Genomic DNA, 16,887 nt, shown 5'->3' with positions numbered 1-16,887 from the left:
GCGCTCTAGCCCTTTGCGATTCGATCATCATGCCAGTCGAAATAGCGCATAGCCAAGGGCACGAACCACGGCGAGCCGTTAAAGAATGGCACCGTAGGAAATTTTTCGACGTCGAAGGCCGAAGACATGTCTCCCCGTTGAAGAATTCGGGCAGCAAGCTTCTCCCCAAAATGTGTTCCAAGAGGAATGCCGGCAAAGTTGTAGCCGAGGGCAAAGTGCACGCCGTCCTTCGTGCCGATATGGGGCATGAAATCGAAAGTTCCCGCGCAGTGCCCGGTCCATGCACGGCTGAGGCGGACACCCTTGAGGTCAGGCAGGATTCTCACAAGGCGATCGCGGAGCGCGCCTGCGAGCGGCGTCGCCGTCGGGCTCGCTGTACCAGTCATGCCGCCAAACAGAATGCGGCTCGAATCAGGTGCGGTGCGAATAAAATCGATGTTCATCCTGGTGTCGAGATAGGTGCGGCGGCGCGGTATCACCTTGTCGATTGTTTCAGGTGGCAACAGCTCGGTTGCAATGACAAAACCACGGAAAGGAATTACCCGCCTTGCAAGCCACCTGAGGTCGCGGCTCGTATATCCATTGGTGGCGACAATGACATGAGGGGCAGCAATGTCGCCTCTTGACGTTCGAACGGTCTTCTCATTCGCAGTGTGATCGATGCCCACGACATTGGTGAGAGGATACAGCCTGACACCAGCATCGAGCGCCTTGCGGACAAGGCCCGCGTGATAAAGCCCGGGATGAATTGAACCGAGATCTGGAATGACCGCGCCGCCATGGTAGCTGTCGGAGGCGATTTCTGCATGAACGTCATGTTTCTCGACCACGGAATAATCGAACCCGACGGCCTGTCGGGTCTGTTCAAGTTCGGCGATCAAGGCTCGAAAATGAGCCGTCGAATTGGCGGCAATGAAGCGGCCGCAGGTCTGGTAGTGGCATTCGATGCCCTCGCGCTCGACGAAGGCCTGAACACCACGCATGGCGGCGTCAAGCTCACGATAAACTTTCAACGCGTGCTCGCGCCCCGACTTTTGCGCCAGCCATTCGACGGACCGCTTCAGCGTGCGGCCAACAAAGCCGGCATTGCGGCGTGCAGCGCCCTCGCCGATCCTCTGCGCATCGACAACAGCAACGTCACAACCCGCGCGCGCCAGATAAATCGCTGCCACTAGGCCCGTGATGCCGCCGCCAACGATGACGACATCAGCCCTACCGCCAAGGCCGGCCGGTTCGTTGTTTTCGTCGGCCGAAGGCAGCGGCGCCGCCGACCACCAATAGGGTTCCTCGCGATAATCGTTCGCGAACAATCCGGTCTGCAACGCACCGATCTTGCCTGTGTCTTGCGACATGATGTGCAGCATTACGTTACCTATTCTTATTGACGTTGTAGGCAATAGCCATCAGGCAACTCGTCAGTACGATCATCACCGTGGCGGCGGCGAGGATCGTCGGATCGAGCTGTTCACGCAGTCCCGTGAACATTTGCTTTGGAAGCGTGCGCTGCTCAGGTCCGGCAATAAACAAGACCATTACCACTTCGTCGAATGACGAGGCGAAGGCGAAGACCGCGCCCGCCGCGACGCCCGGCGCGATGATTGGAAGCATCACGGTTCGAAATGCCGTCAGGCGGCCGGCGCCGAGACCTGCCGCGGCCCGCATCAGGTTGAAGTCGAAGCGCGTCAGCGTGGCCGTCACGGTGATGACAACAAAGGGCGAAGCCAAAATCGTGTGTGCAATAACGACACCGGCGTAGGAATAGTTGAGACCGAGCGGCGAAAAGAAGATGAACAGCCCAAGGCCCAGCACGACGACAGGAACGATCATCGGTGAAATCGCAAGCGCCATCACGGCGGTGCGGAAAGGGAACCGTGGATTGACAAGCCCGATCGCCGCGAGCGTGCCCAGAGTCGTGGCGACCACCGTGGTCGAAATTGCAATCACCAGGCTGTTGACCATTGCTCCGGTCCACAAGGGCGAGGAAAAAAGCTCCGCGAACCAGCGAAGAGACAACGCACGGAATGGGTATGTAAACCAGGGATCGGCATTGAGCGAAATTGGGAGAGCGACCGCCAGCGGCAGCATCAGCAAGAGAAGTGCGATCCCAACAAATCCATAAAGCGGCATACGAATGTAGGCGGGAAACTCAGTGTAGACGCGGCGGCCCATGTTCATATCCGATCCGATGAGTGACGCGCGACATGTCGCGCAAGGGGCAGAGCAACGAGGCCGGCCCCCAAGATGAGTATGACGCTAAGGGCCGAGGCAAGCCCCCAATTCAGATCCTCATTGGTAAACCTGGCAATGAAGAAGCTCACCATCTGATCGGACGGTCCACCCACCAATGCGGGCGTCAGATAAAAGCCAAGGCACAGTACGAAGGTGAGAAGTCCGCCGGCGGCAATGCCTGGAACCGCCTGCGGCAGAAAAATAGTTGCATGGGCCCGGAGTGGCCCTGCCCCAAGGTTCCGAGCGGCCTTGACCTGGTTCGTCGGGATCGCCCGCATCACGCTGATCATGGGCAAGACCGTGAACGGCAACTGGATCTGGATCATCGCGATAATGGTCGCCAGGCGCGTGTAAAGGAGGGGCAGCGGCTCTGATATTAGTCCCGTTCCAGCCAGCGTGGCGTTGAGAACGCCGTTGGTCTGAAGGAAGACGATCCACGACATTGTTCGCACGAGCAGCGAGGTCCAGAACGGCAGGAGAATGAAGAACAGGAGGACTGCGGCTGTGCGCCCACTGGCATTGGCTATGACATAGGCGACTGGGTATCCGATCAAGATCGTAAGCCCCGTCACAACAAGGCTAATCAGGATCGTCCTTAGATAGATCGACCGGAAATCATAACTCGTTTCCTGAGACAACCGACCATCGGCTTCGATCTTTACAGGAAAGCCTGTCGCCCAGCGCAAATAGAAGGCGCTGTAGCGACCATTATAGTGCTTGAAGATGCTCCAGACACCGCTCTGTCCCCAGGCCGGGTCCGCCTTGATCAACTGGGCCTTCCAGGCCTGTGGGTCGGCGCGGTCGAAATCCTCGGAGAGTATCCGCTGGGCACCAAGGATGATGTTCGCCCCGCGCGACAATTCGTAACCCACCCGACGGCTTAGCGGGCGTACTGACCCAGCATGTCCCGCGGCCTCGAGCTCCTGACCAAATGTCATGTAGACGGCGCTGAGCGGCACATCATCTCCGTCCCAGGCCTGAAGCGCCTGCGTTGTCAGCGGCAGGGCTCTGGCGATTTCCCCATCCGATACCGCCGTATGAACGATCGAACCTATCGGGATCACCAGGAACACAAGCAGAAAAATCAGGAGCGGCGCCGCCGGAAGCGCAGCCCGAACTGCCCTTCGGTGGCTGTCGCTCCTGATCGATGAGCGAACGACCCGAACCGACGGTGCCGCGGCCTTGGCAGCAGGGGTATCATTCTGCGTCATCATCAGGCCCACGTCACCGTACGGTAGTGTCATGCGAGAACTCCCACCACTCGACTTACTGGGAAATCCAGCTGGAGAAGCGGGCGTTCAGCGCGTCACCGTTTTTGGCCCAAAATGCGCCGTCCTGGGCCAAGGCGCCCTCGCTGTTTTGCGGGGCAGACGGCAAGTTCGGCAGCACGTCCTTGGCAACCAGAGCGCTGGCCGCCTTTACGGTCGGACCGTATGCGATGTAGGTGCTCAAGGTGGCGTTGACATCCGGCTTGACGCTGAAGGCCACGAACTGCTTGGCGGCTGCAAGGTTCTTCGACCCGGATGGGATAACCCACATGTCAAAGCCACGGATCTGATTGGTCCAGGCGATCCCAAGATCGGCATTTTCCTTGGCGTTGGCGTCCGCGATGCGGCCGTTCCAGGCCAGCGCCATCTTCACCTCGCCGGATTTGAGCAACTGCGGCGGTTGGGCGCCGGCCTCCCACCAGACGATGTCCTTCTTGATCGTGTCGAGCTTCTTGAAGGCTCTGTCAACGCCGGCGGGCGTTGCGAGCGTGGTATAGACGTCCGACGCCGCGACACCGTCGGCGAGCAGGGCGAGTTCGAGCGTGTCCACCGGACTCTTGCGCACACCGCGTTTGCCGGGGAAGGTTTTGGTGTCGAAAATGTCGGTCAATTTGGTAGGGGCCTGCGGGAACGCCTGTTTCTGAAACGCCAGGATCGTGGCGTAGACGCTCGTTCCCACCGCGCAATCGGTAAGGGCGCCATCAACGAGACCCGCGGACTTGAAGGCCGCGTCAGCACCAATCTTCTCAAGCAATCCCTGGTCGCAGGCGGTCGCCCCTGTTTGCGGATCGACGTCGATGACGTCCCAGGCGACATTGCCGCTATCGACCATGGCGCGCAGCTTGGCCAGTTCGCCGCTCCAGGTGTCCTGGGAGACGGTGATGTTGTTGGCTTTTGCATAAGGATCGAGAAATGCCTTTGTCTGTGCCTCCTGCAGAGCCCCACCCCAGGAAACGACGGTCAGGCCGTCTGCCAGGGCTGGAAAACTGACCGCGATCAAGACAAGTCCGGCAAGGAACGATTGTTTGAATGAACGTGCTCGTGGCATGTGATGTCCTCTCTGGATTTTCGGTTGTGTTATCTGCCGTCAAGCGCCCAGGCATCGCGGGGCTCCCAGTCGAGAAGGACGGGACTGCCCATCTCCATCTGGAGTCCCAACGATGATGAACTCTTCGCAATCAACCGTTCCCCGCCCGGCAGTTCGACGTGGATCCGGAACTGGTCGCCGCAGTAAATGATGTCGCTGACCTGCCCGCTGAGCGTTGCGGCGCGGTCCTGCCCGGTGATGCGGACGCTCTCCGGCCTGATGGCGATCGTCGCCTGTTGATCAACCTTCGTGTGAACGCTGCTGCGCGCCCAAATTTCCTGGCCGCCGGCAAGCCTTGCACGCGCCAGGTCGCCTTCGATCGAGACGACCTTCGCGTCAAGGCAGTTGTTGTCGCCAACGAACTCCGCCACGAAGCGGCTCGCGGGATGGCCGTAGATATCTTGCGCCGAACCGATCTGCTGGATGCGGCCGTCGTTGAAAATGGCGATCCTGTCGGACATCGTCAGCGCTTCGTGCTGATCGTGCGTCACATAGACGACTGTCAGGTCAAGCCGATCGGCGATCCGGCGGATTTCGAGCTGCAAATCCTCGCGCAGCTTCTTGTCCAAGGCGCCGAGCGGCTCATCCATCAGCACCAGGCTGGGTTCGAAGACGAGCGCTCGAGCCAGCGCGACCCTTTGTTGCTGACCGCCCGACAAGGCCGTGGGCTTGCGTTGCGCCAGGTCCGAAAGTTGGACTATCGCCAGCGCGTCGCCGACGCGCGTGGCGATCTGCTGCCTGGAGGAGCCGCGCACCCGCAACGAATAACCAACATTCTCGGCGACCGTCATATGCGGGAAGAGGGCATAGTTCTGGAACACCATGCCGATGTTCCGCTTTTCCGGCGGCTTGTCCTGGATCGGCCGCCCGTCGAGCGTGATTTCACCGCCTGACGGATATTCGAAGCCGGCGAGCATCATCAGCGTCGTCGTCTTGCCCGATCCCGAAGGACCCAGAAGCGTCAGGAATTCGCCCTTCGTGATCTCAAGGTTGAGATCGCGAACCACGAAGCTATGGCCATCATAGGTTTTGGATATGCCGGTCATGCCGACATGCATCGGGTGGTGAACCATGGCTGAAGGCCCTTCTCCCATTCCATCGTTCTCGATTATTGAGAATCATTATTGAATATCGAGAATAGAAGCACTTGGTTTGGCTTGCGTCAATCCCTATGCAAAAATTCTGACCGGCTACGGTCTGGCATTGAAATTGTGCGTTGCAGCATTTCTCGATGCACATGTCAGCCTTGGCAGCGGCTTGGTCGAGCACCCCAACCAGCTTCCCGTACCATCGGCCGTTGCAGATTCCGCCCCGCCACAGAACCCCCAAATTAAGCTGGGGCCGCCGCTGCACGCTTTCTGGCGCTGTTGTCGAACAATCGATTACCCTCGACTTTGATCGAACCCTGGCCGAACTGCCCCGTTTGTCAAAGAGAGCGCCGTCCGTGATAAGCTCTATGTCGAGGCTGCGAGGATCAGACGACCATGGATACGAATTACACCCGCTCAGGCAAACCGCGTGTGCAGACGGCGGCGCGCACCGTGCAGATTTTGAAACACGTTGCCCGTCAACGAGGCCCGGGCATCTCGGCGAAGCAGATAAGTGACGATCTCTCGATCCCCCGCCAGGTAGTCTACCATTTGATCCACACACTGGTGGAAACCGATATGCTGAGAAAGATTGGTGGGAGCTCGTATGCGCTGGGCTTCGGTGTCGCCTCCATCGCCGATGGCTTCAAACGCCAGTTGGCCGCGCCCGGCATGATGGCGGAGCTGGCCGAACAGGCCGCCAAAATAACAGGTGAAACCGCCTACATCGTCGGATGGATCGACGGCGAGATCGTGGTGATGGCAACAGCCACCGGAACGGCACCAATTCGTGCGGGAGAGATCGCCCAAGGCACGACAGGTGATGCCCATGCGCGAGCCAGCGGAAAAATGCTTCTGTCCATGGTCCATCCATCCGAACGGGATCAGTATCTGTCCAAACACGAACTCAGAAAGCGGACGCAAAACACCATCATCGATGTGGAGGTCTTTAAAGGGGAACTCGCCCAGACGCGCGAGCGCGGTTTTGCGTTCGAGAACGAGGAATATGCTCCGGGGCTGTCCTGTCTCGCGGTTCCGATCGGGAAAATGCCCTCGCAAATGGTACTAGGGCTGTCGGCCCCATCCGAACGGTTCAATGATAACCTTGATCGCTATGTCGATCGTCTCAAGGATATTGCGAAGCGGTAAGTAGGTTGATATCAACTAATGATGTGAGTGTAACATGTTGACATAGCCTTCCCTTCCGCTTCTATCTGCGGGGTCTCAGGGAGGGTCAATTGGCTATTTCAGGCACGACCAGGCTTTATCCCATTTTGGCCGATCCGGTCCTGCACGTCAGGGCGCCCGCACTGCTCAATGCGCGGTTTGTCGAGCGCGGGTACGACGCAGTGGTGGTACCCTTTCAGGTCCCCCGAGATCGTCTGGCTTGTGTGTTTTCCACCTGTAGGAGTGTCGCCTCCATTGCGGGCTTCCTGGTGACCATCCCTCACAAGTCGGCCATCGCCCCTCTTTGCGATGTCGTGACGCAACGCGCTCACGCGATCGGGGCTGTCAATGTCGTTCGACGTCTTGAGGACGGTCGGATGGAGGGCGACATGCTCGACGGTCCGGGTTTCATAAGGGGTCTCGAGGCAGCGGGCATACAATGGCAAGGCAAATCGGTTGCCCTGGCCGGGGCCGGCGGCGCCGCCAGAGCGATCGCGTTCGAGATGGTCGCGAGGGGAGCTGGCTCACTTTCCATCCAAAATCGCAACAGACAGGCCGCCGAGGAACTGCGTGATCAGCTTTTGCGAGCCTTTCCGCATGCCAACGTATTGGCCGAGGGCGGGCAGGCCCTCGACGACACGTTTGATCTGCTCGTCAACGGGACCTCCCTGGGGATGAGGAAGGATGACCCTTTGCCTTTCAGCGAGGACGTGCTGCGGCGGTCTGGCGTCGTCTGCGAGGTGGTCATGGCGCCGCAGACGACGCCCCTGCTGCAAGCCGCGCTGAGAGCCGGCGTGCCTATCCATCGAGGAGACAGCATGCTGATCGGCCAGATCGAAGCCATGTCCGACTTCTTCATGGCCAAATCCGGCTGACGTCAAAGGTTCCTCGACGGCCCTGTTTGACCAGGCCTCAGGACGCCAACGTTTTCGCGGCCGCTGCAATTGTCTCTGGATTCGGCAAGAGTGCCTTTTGCAGAACGGGACTCGACGGCATTCTGACATCTGGGGTCGTCAACCGCGAAATTCTGACGTCCATTTTTGGAACGAGCTCGCGAATGCGCATGGCGATTTCCCCGGCGAAGCCCCCCGTCCTCACCGCTTCGTGAACGATGAGAACCTTGCCGTTTGCCGTGGTGACGGCGTCGACGACGGCCTTCTCGTCCAGCGGGTTCAACCAACGAAGGTCAAGCACGCCCACATCGAGTTTGCCGGCCGACAGGGCCTCCGCTGCCGCCAGCGAGGGCCCAACCATCGTTCCCCAGGTCAAGATGACTGCGTCTTTCCCGTCGCGGCGCTTCCTTGCCGTGCCGACGGCCTCGGCGCCATCTGTCAGTTCCACCATCGACTTGGTTTGATAGAGAGAACGGGATTCGATGACGACACAAGGATCCGGGTCGGCCGCGGCGGAGCGCAGCAGCGAATAGACATCCGAGGCAGTGGCGGCCAAGGCTACCTTGAGGCCCGGGACGTGGGCGAGCATGGCCTCGATGGATTGCGAATGTTGAGCGCAAGAGCCCGGTGTCGCTCCTTGCTGGGTCCGCACCACCATAGGCACCGACGACTTACCGCCCGTTATGTAGCGGATGTTCGCTGCCTGGTTCACCAGTTGATCCAAGGCGACAAAAATGAAGTCGGCCCACATGATCTCGACGATCGGCTTCATTCCGGCCAAAGCCGCGCCGACCGCTGAACCGAGGATGGCATTCTCGGCGATTGGCGTATCGAAGACCCTATCCGCGCCAAAGTCCCTTTGGAGATATCGGCTGGCGCCGAATATGCCGCCGCCTTTGCCGACGTCTTCGCCGTAGACCAACGTTCGAGGTTCGTTTTCGAGTTCTGCCCGCAGCGCGGCATTGACAGCTTCGATATAGGTCATCTCCCTGGTCTCAACGACCTTGGGTATTTTCCGCCCTGCCGTCAGGAGGGGTGCGATCACATTGCTGCGAGCTGAGTTGGGATCGGGGTCCCGCGAGGACATCACCGTCTCGACCAGGTGCTCGACCTGCTTGTCCTGAAGAGCCACTATGCGGTCGAGGTCCTCGGCCGGCACACCGCTGGCCAGAAGGCGCCCCCGCAACTCGGTAAGCGGATCGCGGGCTTCAGCCTCTGCCTTGTCCGACTTGGATCGGTAGTGTTCGATGTCCCTGTTGTAGTGACCCCATAGCCTCGGGACGCGGCATTCGAGCAGGCTTGGCCCCTGGCCCGCGCGGGCACGAGCGGCAGCGAGCGCAATGCTGTCGCGCACGATCATCGGATCGGCTCCGTTGATGGTCGCCGCCGGGATGCCGTAGCCGTTGGCACGTTGAGCGAGGCGTTCCACCAGAAACATGTCGGACGTCGCGGTCAACTCTGACCAGCCATTGTTCTCCACCACGAAAATGACCGGCAACTTCTTGGCGGCGGCGAAGGCGAACGCCTCGTGTGAAGCCCCCTGGTTCATCGCACCGTCGCCAATGGAGACGACGACAATCCTGCCGTTGCCGAGCGACAGGTTTGCCAGGGCCACCCCGCACGCCATCGTGGTCCCCGCCCCCACAATCGAGTTCTCACCAATGAACCGGGTATCGGGCGCCATAAAGTATGGCGAACCCGCGCGCCCACCATTCAGGCCCTCGGCCTTTTGGCATATCTCGGCCATGACCGAATGCGGGTCCAAGCCCGCGGCCAACGCCCAGCCATGACCGCGGTAGGTTGCAATGAGTTGATCCTCCTCCTGGAGGCCGGCAACGGCCCCGAGAGGCACCGCCTCCTGCCCGGCGCAGAAATGCATCGATCCCATGACGCGTGGCGGATTGGTCTGGGTTAGAGCCCACGCCTTGGCCTCGAACGCCCTGATGAATGCGGTTCTTGCGAACATCTCCCGCGCGAAGTTCATGTCCAACTCTTTCAAGGGCTGACGGCTAACGCCAACGCTAACGTTCATCTCCTGCTCCTTCTTAGGGTCCGTTCGGAGGAATGACTGAATAGCCTGGAAATGTCAAATATGGATGCCATCATCATATGTTGATAAATATGACGATCTTTTAGCCTTGCTGTGATAACAGATAATGTGTATCAGGTAAGGCAATGAGTTGACTGGGAGGGTTCAATGTCGTTCACGGCTCACCCGCTGGGGGAAAGCTTCGCCGTCGTCACGGGAGGCACACAGGGTGTGGGCGAGCAGACCGCGCGCCTTTTGGCCGACCGCGGCATCGCAGGATGTCTGATCACAGGCCGGCAACGCGACAGAGGAAAGGCCGTGGCTGCCGATCTTACCGCCAAAGGCTGTCGCGCTTACTTCGTGCAAGCGGATCTGGCCGAGGTCGATGCGGCCGCCCGGATCATCGACGCCGCCGACAAAGCTTTTGGACGGGTCGACATCCTCGTAAATGCGGCAGGCGACACAAGTCGCGGCAGCATTCTCGATACCTCTCCCGAGACTTTTGATCGTCTGTTCGCCGTCAATGTGCGCGCGCCGTTCTTTTTGATCCAGAAAGCAGTCGAGATCATGCGCCGGGAAAAGACGAGCGGTTCGATCTTGAACGTGATCAGCATGTCTGGTCATGGCGGCCAGAGCTTCATCACACCCTATTGCGCGTCGAAAGGCGCCCTCGCCACTTTGACCAGGAACGTGGCTTTCTCCCTGCTGCCCGACCGCATCCGGGTGAACGGGCTTAACATCGGCTGGACGGACTCTCCGGGCGAGCGCGCGATGATGGCTTCCGTTATCGGCCCGGGCTCGGACAGGTTCCTGGCCGAAGCCGGCGCGAAACTGCCGTTTGGACGCCTGCTTGATCCGGCCGAGATCGCACGCGCGGCGGTTTTTTTGGTGTCTCCGGACTCCGGGATCATGACCGGGTCGCTGGTTGACTACGACCAATCCGTGCTCGGCTGCTCGGATAGCGGTCCGCAGCCAGCCGCTCGCGTACCTGACCACGCCGCGGCGTAGCTTTCGGCGCCCAATTCCAGAGGTTTGAAATGACGACGGTTTGGACAGTAAACTGGCCGCACGGGAAATTCGACGTCCACGCCAAGGGCGGAATGCTGGCGGGCGTCAAGTTGAAAGTCGGCGGTCAAGATGTAGCGCCATTCTACGAGGCGCCCTGGATCGCGCCAGGCATAAAGGCCGACCCGCCTATCTTGGAAAATCTCAGGAGCGAGTTCGCGTGCGTTCCTTTCGGCGCGGACTACCCGCAGGAGAGCGTGACGGAGGAATGGAAGCCGAGCCTGCGCCGCTCCGAGGCAGATGCCCAACTCGATACGACCGACTTCCTCCTGCACGGCTACTGCACGGTCGCGAATTGGCGCCTGGTTCACCGCGATGAAGAAAGCGTCGAAATCGAGGTGGAGTATCCCCAGACCTCCGCCATCCGGCGGTTGGTGCGCAAGGTCACCGCCGACAGGAACGGCCCGAACCTGACTTTCTCGCTGACCATCGAGACCCGCAGGGCCGTCGCCCGCCCTATTGGCCTGCATCCCAATTTTGCCTTGCCTCAGCTGTCAGGCGCTTTTCGGATCAAGCCCGGGGCATTCAAGTTCGGCATCGTGCATGCGGCGGGTCCAGAGCCGGGAGTGTCGCGAGCCTTGCCGGGTGCCGTTTTCGACGACCTCGCCAGCGTCCCCCTATCGGCAGGCGGCACCGCAGCATTCGATCAGCTTCCGTTCGCCCATGACACAGAGGAAATCGTAGAACTTTGCGGCATCGACGGGCGGGTGGAGCTCATCGACGCAAGCAGGGCTGTCTTATACCGGTTGTCCTGGGATCCCGGCGATTTCAATTCGCTTCTTCTTTGGATGAGCAATCGCGGCCGCGCATACGCGCCGTGGAACGGCAGGAATGTCTGCGTGGGCGTCGAGCCGCTCACCGGGGCGTTCGACCTTGGAACACGGGCGAGCCTGGCTTCCAATCCCATCAACAGGCGCGGCGTGGCGACGACGGTGGAACTGGATCCCGCCAGTCCCCGAACCATCGAATACCGGTTCAGCGCGGCGCCGGCCGCCTAGATGCCGAACGCCGTGCAAAGCGAAAGCGAGTGAAATCACCATGACCGTATGTTCCATGTGGCACGCCTCCTGGACGGTGGAGAGTATGGAAAGAACGTTGCCCTTCTATACCGACCTTTTGGGGCTCGAAGTCATCCACACGCAGATCCAGGACAACGAATACACGAGGAAGCTGGTCGGCATCGAAGGCGCGATCCTCAAGGCCGTGCTTCTGAAGGTGCCGGAACTGGATGCCGGGCTCTCCGGGCACATCATCGAACTCATGGAGTATATCCAGCCGAAGGGGGTCAAGATCGACACCAAGCCCTGCAACATCGGCGCCGCCCACTTCGCCTTCGGAACGCGTGACGTTCACGCGATGTACGAGAAGATGTCGGCTGCCGGCGTGGAGTTCGTCTCTGAACCGGTGGCGATCACCGCCGGGATCAATAAGGGCGGCTTCACCTGCTACCTCCATGATCCCGACGGCTACACGCTGGAGCTCATGCAGCCGCCTTCCTGGCGCTTCGACCAGGCGATCGCGCTGACGCAGAAGGTTGGCCAATGAACGAGGATTTCGATCTCACTGGTCGGGTGGCGCTTGTTACCGGCGCATCGCGGGGCCTCGGTCTCGCCACCGCCCGAGCGCTCGCCAGCGCGGGAGCACATGTCGTGGCGACGGACATTGACCTCCCCGTGACCCAGGCCGTAGTCGCGAAATTCCTCGAGAACGGGCTGAAGGCCGAGGCCGCGCTTCTGGATGTCACCGACGAGCCGGGCATCCGATCTCTGGTCAAGGACATTGCCGCACGTCATGAGCGGATAGATATCCTCGTCAACAACGCCGGGATGATACTGCGCAAGCCGCTGGTCGACACGACCGGTGACGAATTCCGCAGGCTGTTGAATGTCGACCTTGTATCGATGCTGCTGCTGGCTGGAGCGGTGGCTCCCGTGATGGCGAAGAACGGGTACGGCCGCATCATCAACCTATCGTCGATCATGGGGACCATAGGCAGGGCCGGCCAAGCCACTTACGTGGCTGCGAAACACGGCGTTGTCGGCCTGACGAAGTCGCTGGCTGCCGAATTCGGCCCGCAGGGCATCACGAGTAACGCCGTGGCCCCGGGATATTTCTTCACCGAAATGAACAGGCAGATCCTGGACGACCAGGATTTCTACCAATCCGTCATTTCCAGGACACCGCTGCGACGTTGGGCGGAAGCCGAGGAGCTTGGGGGCACCATGGTGTTTCTTGCCTCCAAGGCATCCGCCTACCTGACCGGCCAGACGCTCGTGCTCGACGGGGGAATGACGGTGACCGTACCGGGACCCGCGGGGACGTCCTGAGACGGCGAGAGGCTGGGAGGAGCCAGCGAGTTCGACCCGAACACGTGCAGCCAACAACCAAAACAGGAGGAAGACATGAATCTATTGAAAACACTCGCGGCAGGTTTGGCCCTGTCGGCCATGCTTGCGGGCGCCGCATCAGCGCAGGACAAACAGGATTGGCTTCCCTCGCCGCTTCCAAAGCCGCTCGGTGAAATCACCATCGGTTTCGCCAACCTCGGCTCCGGGGTGAACAGCTATGTCGCGACATATCTCGATACCTTCAACACCTACACCAAGCAACTCGGCGTCAAGACCATCGTGCTCGACGCTCAGGTCGATCCCGCCAAGCAGTCCGACCAGGTGCAGGATCTGATCGCGCAGCAGGCGGACGTCATGATCGTGTGGCCGGTGAACGGCAAGGCGATCGTTCCCGCCCTGCGCAAGGCCAAGGAGGCCGGCATTCCTGTCGTCGTCACGAACTCGCAGGCCGATCCGTCGGCGGCCGATTACTTCAACACCTTTTCCGGTCCCGACAATATCAAGCAGGCAAACTCTGCCGGCGAGATGATGGTCGAGGCGCTCGGAGGCAAGGGCAATGTGGTCGTCATCGATGGCCTTCCGGGCTACTCGGTCGCCCAGGAACGCGAAAAGGGTTTTCTCGACGTCATCAAGCAGCATCCCGACATCAAGGTCCTGGACATCCAGCCCGGCGACTGGTCGCGGGAAAAAGCCCAGTCGGTGATGGAAGCCTATCTGGTCAAATACGGTGACAAGATCGACGGGGTCTATTCCGCCGATTCCGACATGGGTGTCGGGGCGCTTGCCGCCGTCAAAGCCGCGATCGCCGAAGGCAAGATCAAGCCGGGCAAGATCAAGTTCACCGATTGCACGCTGTTTGCCGCCGCCTATGACGAGATCAAGGCCGGCAACTATTACGGATCGGTCTTGCAATCGCCAGTCGTCGATGCACAGGCCGCCATCCAGGCCGCGATCCAGATCGCGGAGGGCAAGGAATTGCCCAAGCAGCTCTTCTTCGCTTCACCTTCGATCACGCAGAAGAACATCGCTGACTATCCGCGTCCCACGTTTTGAGTGGATCTCCCCCGGGATCTCCAAAGGGTCCCGGGGCAATCGACACAGCGCACGAATGGTCTGCCGCTATGCCAAGAGCAGGAGGGAAGATATGAAACCATTGAAAACACTCGCGACTGGCTTCGCCCTGTCGGCCATGCTTGTCGGCGCCGCGTCAGCGCAGGACAAACAGGATTGGCTTCCCTCCCCGCTTCCAAAGCCACTCGGTGAAATCACAATCGGCTTCGCCAATCTGGGCTCGGGCGTGAACGGCTATGTCGCGACATATCTCGATACCTTCAACGCCTACACCAAGCAACTCGGCGTCAAGACCATCGTGCTCGACGCGCAGATCGACCCGGTCAAGCAGTCAGACCAGGTTCAGGATCTCATCGCGCAGCAGGCGGACGTCATGATCGTGTGGCCGGTGAACGGCAAGGCGATCGTGCCTGCTCTGCGCAAGGCCAAGGAGGCCGGCATTCCTGTCGTCGTCACGAACTCGCAGGCCGATCCGTCGGCGGCCGATTACTTCAACACCTTCTCCGGCCCCGACGATGTCAAACAGGCAAACGCCGCCGGCGAGATGATGGTCGAGGCAATCGGCGGCAAGGGCAACGTCGTGATCATCGACGGCCTCCCGGGCTACTCCGTAACCCAGGAGCGCGAGAAGGGTTTTCTAGACGTCATCAAGCAGCATCCCGTCATCAAGGTCCTGGACGTACAGCCGGGCGATTGGTCGCGCGAGAAAGCCCAGTCGGTGATGGAAGCCTATCTGGTCAAATACGGGGACAAGATCGACGGGGTTTATTCGGCCAACTCCGACATGGGCGTCGGGGCGCTTGCCGCCGTCAAAGCCGCGATCGCCGAAGGCAAGATCAAGCCGGGCAAGATCAAGTTCACCGATTGCACGCTGTTTGCCACCGCCTATGACGAGATCAAGGCCGGCAACTATTACGGATCGGTCCTGCAATCGCCGAGCGCCGATGCGCAGGCCGCCATCCAGGCAGCGATCCAGATCGTGGAGGGCAAGCAGGTCCCCAAGCAGGTGTTCTTCGCATCGCCTTCGATTACGCAAAAGAATATCGATCAGTATCCGCGTCCCACATTTTGAGGGGACCTTCCCAACGGGTTCGCAAAGGGTCCCACGGGGCAATTGGAGGAAAGCATGAGTAATGTTGCGGTGGTGACGGGCGCGGCTTCCGGGATTGGTGCAGCAACGGTGCGTCGCCTGGTCGGCAAGGGCTACAAGGTGCTTGGCGTCGATATGTCGGGCGCGCAGGAGACCGAGAACCTGGGATGGGTATCGGGCGATGTATCGGCGGCTTCGACATGGCAAGGGGTCGGCGAGACGCTGAGAAGACGGGACTGGCAACCTTCCGCTCTCGTGACGGCGGCTGCGTATCTTGAAGTCGGAAACGTCCTGGAGCTTTCGGACGACGCATGGGCGAAGACGATCGGCGTCAACTTGATGGGCCTTGTCTTCGCCGTCCGCAGCGTGCTTCCGGCAATGATAGAGCGTGGGCGAGGCAGCGTGGTGACGATCGGCAGCATCGATTCCTATATGGCCGAACAAGGGCTGGTTTCCTATTGCTCCAGCAAAGGTGCGATTTTACAGTTTACCCGGGCACTTGCCATGGACCACGCCCGCCAGGGCATCCGCGCAAATTGCGTGTCGCCGGGTGTTACCGACACCCCCTTTTTCCGTCGCCATCTGGCGACGGCCAGCAACCCGGATATGTTTTTGCGCGCTCGCGAGCAGCGCAATCCCATTGGACGCTTACTCGACCCGGACGAGGTCGCGTCCACAATTGTCTATCTCGTGTCCGACGAGGCATCCGGCGTCACCGGCGCCAACATGGTCGTTGATGGCGGCTTGACCGTCGGTTTCGATTTTCGCACAGGCACCGGCGGGGACTGACGCGGAGTGCGGATGCCCTGCGGCTAGTCGCTGTGATAACGTCGAACAGCCGAAATAGCAGGAGAGGCAAGACATGAGCGGACTTTCAGCGATCGTGCCGATTGAAACCGAAACGCTTGGGGTGCGCGTCTATCTCCAGCTGCGCGAGATGCTTATCGCGGGCCAGTTCGCACCTGGAGAGAAACTGACCCTTCGAACGCTGGCGGCAGCGATTGGAACGAGCCCGATGCCCGTCAGGGACGCACTGCGCCAGCTGATGGTCGATCAGGCCATCGAACTCCTCCCCAATCGTGTGTTCCGCGTTCCGTTGATGAGCAAAAGCCGCTTCATCGAACTGCGCGAGATCCGCATCCGCATGGAAGGCATGGCTATCGAATATGCGGCCGAACGAATTTCCGCAGCCGAACTTGGGGAAGCCGCTGCCTTCTCCGCGGCGTTCAATGCCGAATGTGACCTGCATCAACCGGATCCGGCAAAGTTGATTGTCTTGAACAAGAACCTGCATTTCACATTATACAGGGCATCGCGACTTCCAGCATTGCTCCAGATCATCGAGGGTTTGTGGACGCAGATCGGTCCGGTCCTGAATCTGGACGTTCGCTCCGGATCCGAGAGGATCACCAGCAAGACCCCGACCAAACATCATGAAGCCATGATCGCTGCGCTGAAGGTTCGTGATGCAGACTCGGCAAAAGCGGCCCTCGCCGCCGACCTGCGCAGCGCCAGCGACTATATCCTTCAACAAAACCGGCTCACCTGAGGT

At 60.2% G+C, this 16,887-nt stretch carries 16 protein-coding genes; 10 read left to right on the top strand and 6 right to left on the bottom strand.

Annotated elements, in window-relative coordinates; genetic code table 11:
- Positions 1–5: 5 nt before the first annotated feature.
- The 5 genes from C8D77_RS02360 to C8D77_RS02340 are packed head-to-tail and all read right to left on the bottom strand — an operon-like array spanning position 6 to position 5,657.
- The gene (locus C8D77_RS02360) at positions 6–1,364 is read right to left on the bottom strand and encodes an NAD(P)/FAD-dependent oxidoreductase (protein WP_109658972.1); all 1,359 of its coding nucleotides are present in this window, start codon (positions 1,362–1,364) and stop codon (positions 6–8) included.
- A 4-nt stretch (positions 1,365–1,368) separates the two neighbouring features.
- The gene (locus C8D77_RS02355; RefSeq protein ID WP_109658971.1) at positions 1,369–2,169 is read right to left on the bottom strand and encodes an ABC transporter permease; all 801 of its coding nucleotides are present in this window, start codon (positions 2,167–2,169) and stop codon (positions 1,369–1,371) included.
- A gap of 2 nt (positions 2,170–2,171) precedes the next feature.
- Entirely contained in the window at positions 2,172–3,473 is a 1,302-nt protein-coding gene (locus C8D77_RS02350; RefSeq protein WP_109658970.1) for an ABC transporter permease, read from the bottom strand.
- Positions 3,474–3,495: 22 nt separating this feature from the next.
- A complete protein-coding gene (locus tag C8D77_RS02345) occupies positions 3,496–4,545 on the bottom strand; it encodes an ABC transporter substrate-binding protein (RefSeq protein WP_109658969.1) in 1,050 nt (349 codons plus the stop codon).
- A 29-nt stretch (positions 4,546–4,574) separates the two neighbouring features.
- A complete protein-coding gene (locus C8D77_RS02340; protein ID WP_170136657.1) occupies positions 4,575–5,657 on the bottom strand; it encodes an ABC transporter ATP-binding protein in 1,083 nt (360 codons plus the stop codon).
- 411 nt (positions 5,658–6,068) lie between these two features.
- On the opposite strand from C8D77_RS02340, the gene C8D77_RS02335 reads away from it, so the two are divergent.
- Positions 6,069–6,821, top strand: coding sequence for an IclR family transcriptional regulator (locus tag C8D77_RS02335; protein ID WP_109658967.1), 753 nt, complete (start codon positions 6,069–6,071; stop codon positions 6,819–6,821).
- 89 nt (positions 6,822–6,910) lie between these two features.
- Positions 6,911–7,714, top strand: coding sequence for a shikimate dehydrogenase family protein (locus C8D77_RS02330; RefSeq protein ID WP_109658966.1), 804 nt, complete (start codon positions 6,911–6,913; stop codon positions 7,712–7,714).
- A 37-nt stretch (positions 7,715–7,751) separates the two neighbouring features.
- On the opposite strand, the gene C8D77_RS02325 is transcribed toward C8D77_RS02330, so the two are convergent.
- Positions 7,752–9,764, bottom strand: a complete 2,013-nt coding sequence (locus C8D77_RS02325; protein ID WP_210266356.1) for an alpha-ketoacid dehydrogenase subunit alpha/beta — start codon at positions 9,762–9,764, stop codon at positions 7,752–7,754.
- A gap of 165 nt (positions 9,765–9,929) precedes the next feature.
- On the opposite strand from C8D77_RS02325, the gene C8D77_RS02320 reads away from it, so the two are divergent.
- The 8 genes from C8D77_RS02320 to C8D77_RS02285 all read left to right on the top strand — a co-directional run bounded on the left by C8D77_RS02320 (position 9,930) and on the right by C8D77_RS02285 (position 16,884).
- Entirely contained in the window at positions 9,930–10,769 is an 840-nt protein-coding gene (locus C8D77_RS02320; RefSeq protein WP_109658965.1) for an SDR family oxidoreductase, read from the top strand.
- Between the two features lie 29 nt (positions 10,770–10,798).
- The gene (locus C8D77_RS02315; RefSeq protein ID WP_109658964.1) at positions 10,799–11,824 is read left to right on the top strand and encodes an aldose epimerase family protein; all 1,026 of its coding nucleotides are present in this window, start codon (positions 10,799–10,801) and stop codon (positions 11,822–11,824) included.
- Positions 11,825–11,864: 40 nt separating this feature from the next.
- Positions 11,865–12,371 carry a VOC family protein gene (locus tag C8D77_RS02310; protein WP_109658963.1) on the top strand — a complete coding sequence of 169 codons (507 nt, stop codon included), beginning with the start codon at positions 11,865–11,867 and terminating at the stop codon, positions 12,369–12,371.
- Positions 12,368–13,153, top strand: coding sequence for an SDR family NAD(P)-dependent oxidoreductase (locus C8D77_RS02305; protein WP_109658962.1), 786 nt, complete (start codon positions 12,368–12,370; stop codon positions 13,151–13,153). Before C8D77_RS02310 ends, C8D77_RS02305 begins: the two co-directional genes overlap by 4 nt.
- A gap of 75 nt (positions 13,154–13,228) precedes the next feature.
- Positions 13,229–14,227 carry a sugar ABC transporter substrate-binding protein gene (locus tag C8D77_RS02300; protein WP_109658961.1) on the top strand — a complete coding sequence of 333 codons (999 nt, stop codon included), beginning with the start codon at positions 13,229–13,231 and terminating at the stop codon, positions 14,225–14,227.
- A gap of 91 nt (positions 14,228–14,318) precedes the next feature.
- Positions 14,319–15,317 carry a sugar ABC transporter substrate-binding protein gene (locus tag C8D77_RS02295; RefSeq protein ID WP_170136655.1) on the top strand — a complete coding sequence of 333 codons (999 nt, stop codon included), beginning with the start codon at positions 14,319–14,321 and terminating at the stop codon, positions 15,315–15,317.
- 54 nt (positions 15,318–15,371) lie between these two features.
- Positions 15,372–16,124, top strand: coding sequence for an SDR family NAD(P)-dependent oxidoreductase (locus C8D77_RS02290; RefSeq protein WP_109658959.1), 753 nt, complete (start codon positions 15,372–15,374; stop codon positions 16,122–16,124).
- A 73-nt stretch (positions 16,125–16,197) separates the two neighbouring features.
- Positions 16,198–16,884 carry a GntR family transcriptional regulator gene (locus C8D77_RS02285; protein ID WP_109658958.1) on the top strand — a complete coding sequence of 229 codons (687 nt, stop codon included), beginning with the start codon at positions 16,198–16,200 and terminating at the stop codon, positions 16,882–16,884.
- Positions 16,885–16,887: the final 3 nt, after the last annotated feature.

The sequence above is a fragment of the Mesorhizobium loti genome (assembly GCF_003148495.1).
Taxonomy (GTDB): Bacteria; Pseudomonadota; Alphaproteobacteria; order Rhizobiales; family Rhizobiaceae; genus Mesorhizobium; species Mesorhizobium loti.
This window is presented reverse-complemented; position numbering and strand designations above follow the sequence as displayed.

Bases quoted from the DNA above. Each gene is read 5' to 3' on its own strand.
- C8D77_RS02325 (WP_210266356.1), bottom strand. From the start codon at position 9,764: ATGAACGTTAGCGTTGGCGTTAGCCGTCAGCCCTTGAAAGAGTTGGAC.
- C8D77_RS02285 (WP_109658958.1), top strand. From the start codon at position 16,198: ATGAGCGGACTTTCAGCGATCGTGCCGATTGAAACCGAAACGCTTGGG.
- C8D77_RS02355 (WP_109658971.1), bottom strand. From the start codon at position 2,169: ATGGGCCGCCGCGTCTACACTGAGTTTCCCGCCTACATTCGTATGCCG.
- C8D77_RS02345 (WP_109658969.1), bottom strand. From the start codon at position 4,545: ATGCCACGAGCACGTTCATTCAAACAATCGTTCCTTGCCGGACTTGTC.
- C8D77_RS02320 (WP_109658965.1), top strand. From the start codon at position 9,930: ATGTCGTTCACGGCTCACCCGCTGGGGGAAAGCTTCGCCGTCGTCACG.
- C8D77_RS02310 (WP_109658963.1), top strand. From the start codon at position 11,865: ATGACCGTATGTTCCATGTGGCACGCCTCCTGGACGGTGGAGAGTATG.
- C8D77_RS02360 (WP_109658972.1), bottom strand. From the start codon at position 1,364: ATGCTGCACATCATGTCGCAAGACACAGGCAAGATCGGTGCGTTGCAG.
- C8D77_RS02295 (WP_170136655.1), top strand. From the start codon at position 14,319: ATGAAACCATTGAAAACACTCGCGACTGGCTTCGCCCTGTCGGCCATG.
- C8D77_RS02335 (WP_109658967.1), top strand. From the start codon at position 6,069: ATGGATACGAATTACACCCGCTCAGGCAAACCGCGTGTGCAGACGGCG.
- C8D77_RS02290 (WP_109658959.1), top strand. From the start codon at position 15,372: ATGAGTAATGTTGCGGTGGTGACGGGCGCGGCTTCCGGGATTGGTGCA.
- C8D77_RS02350 (WP_109658970.1), bottom strand. From the start codon at position 3,473: ATGACACTACCGTACGGTGACGTGGGCCTGATGATGACGCAGAATGAT.
- C8D77_RS02340 (WP_170136657.1), bottom strand. From the start codon at position 5,657: ATGGTTCACCACCCGATGCATGTCGGCATGACCGGCATATCCAAAACC.
- C8D77_RS02315 (WP_109658964.1), top strand. From the start codon at position 10,799: ATGACGACGGTTTGGACAGTAAACTGGCCGCACGGGAAATTCGACGTC.
- C8D77_RS02300 (WP_109658961.1), top strand. From the start codon at position 13,229: ATGAATCTATTGAAAACACTCGCGGCAGGTTTGGCCCTGTCGGCCATG.
- C8D77_RS02305 (WP_109658962.1), top strand. From the start codon at position 12,368: ATGAACGAGGATTTCGATCTCACTGGTCGGGTGGCGCTTGTTACCGGC.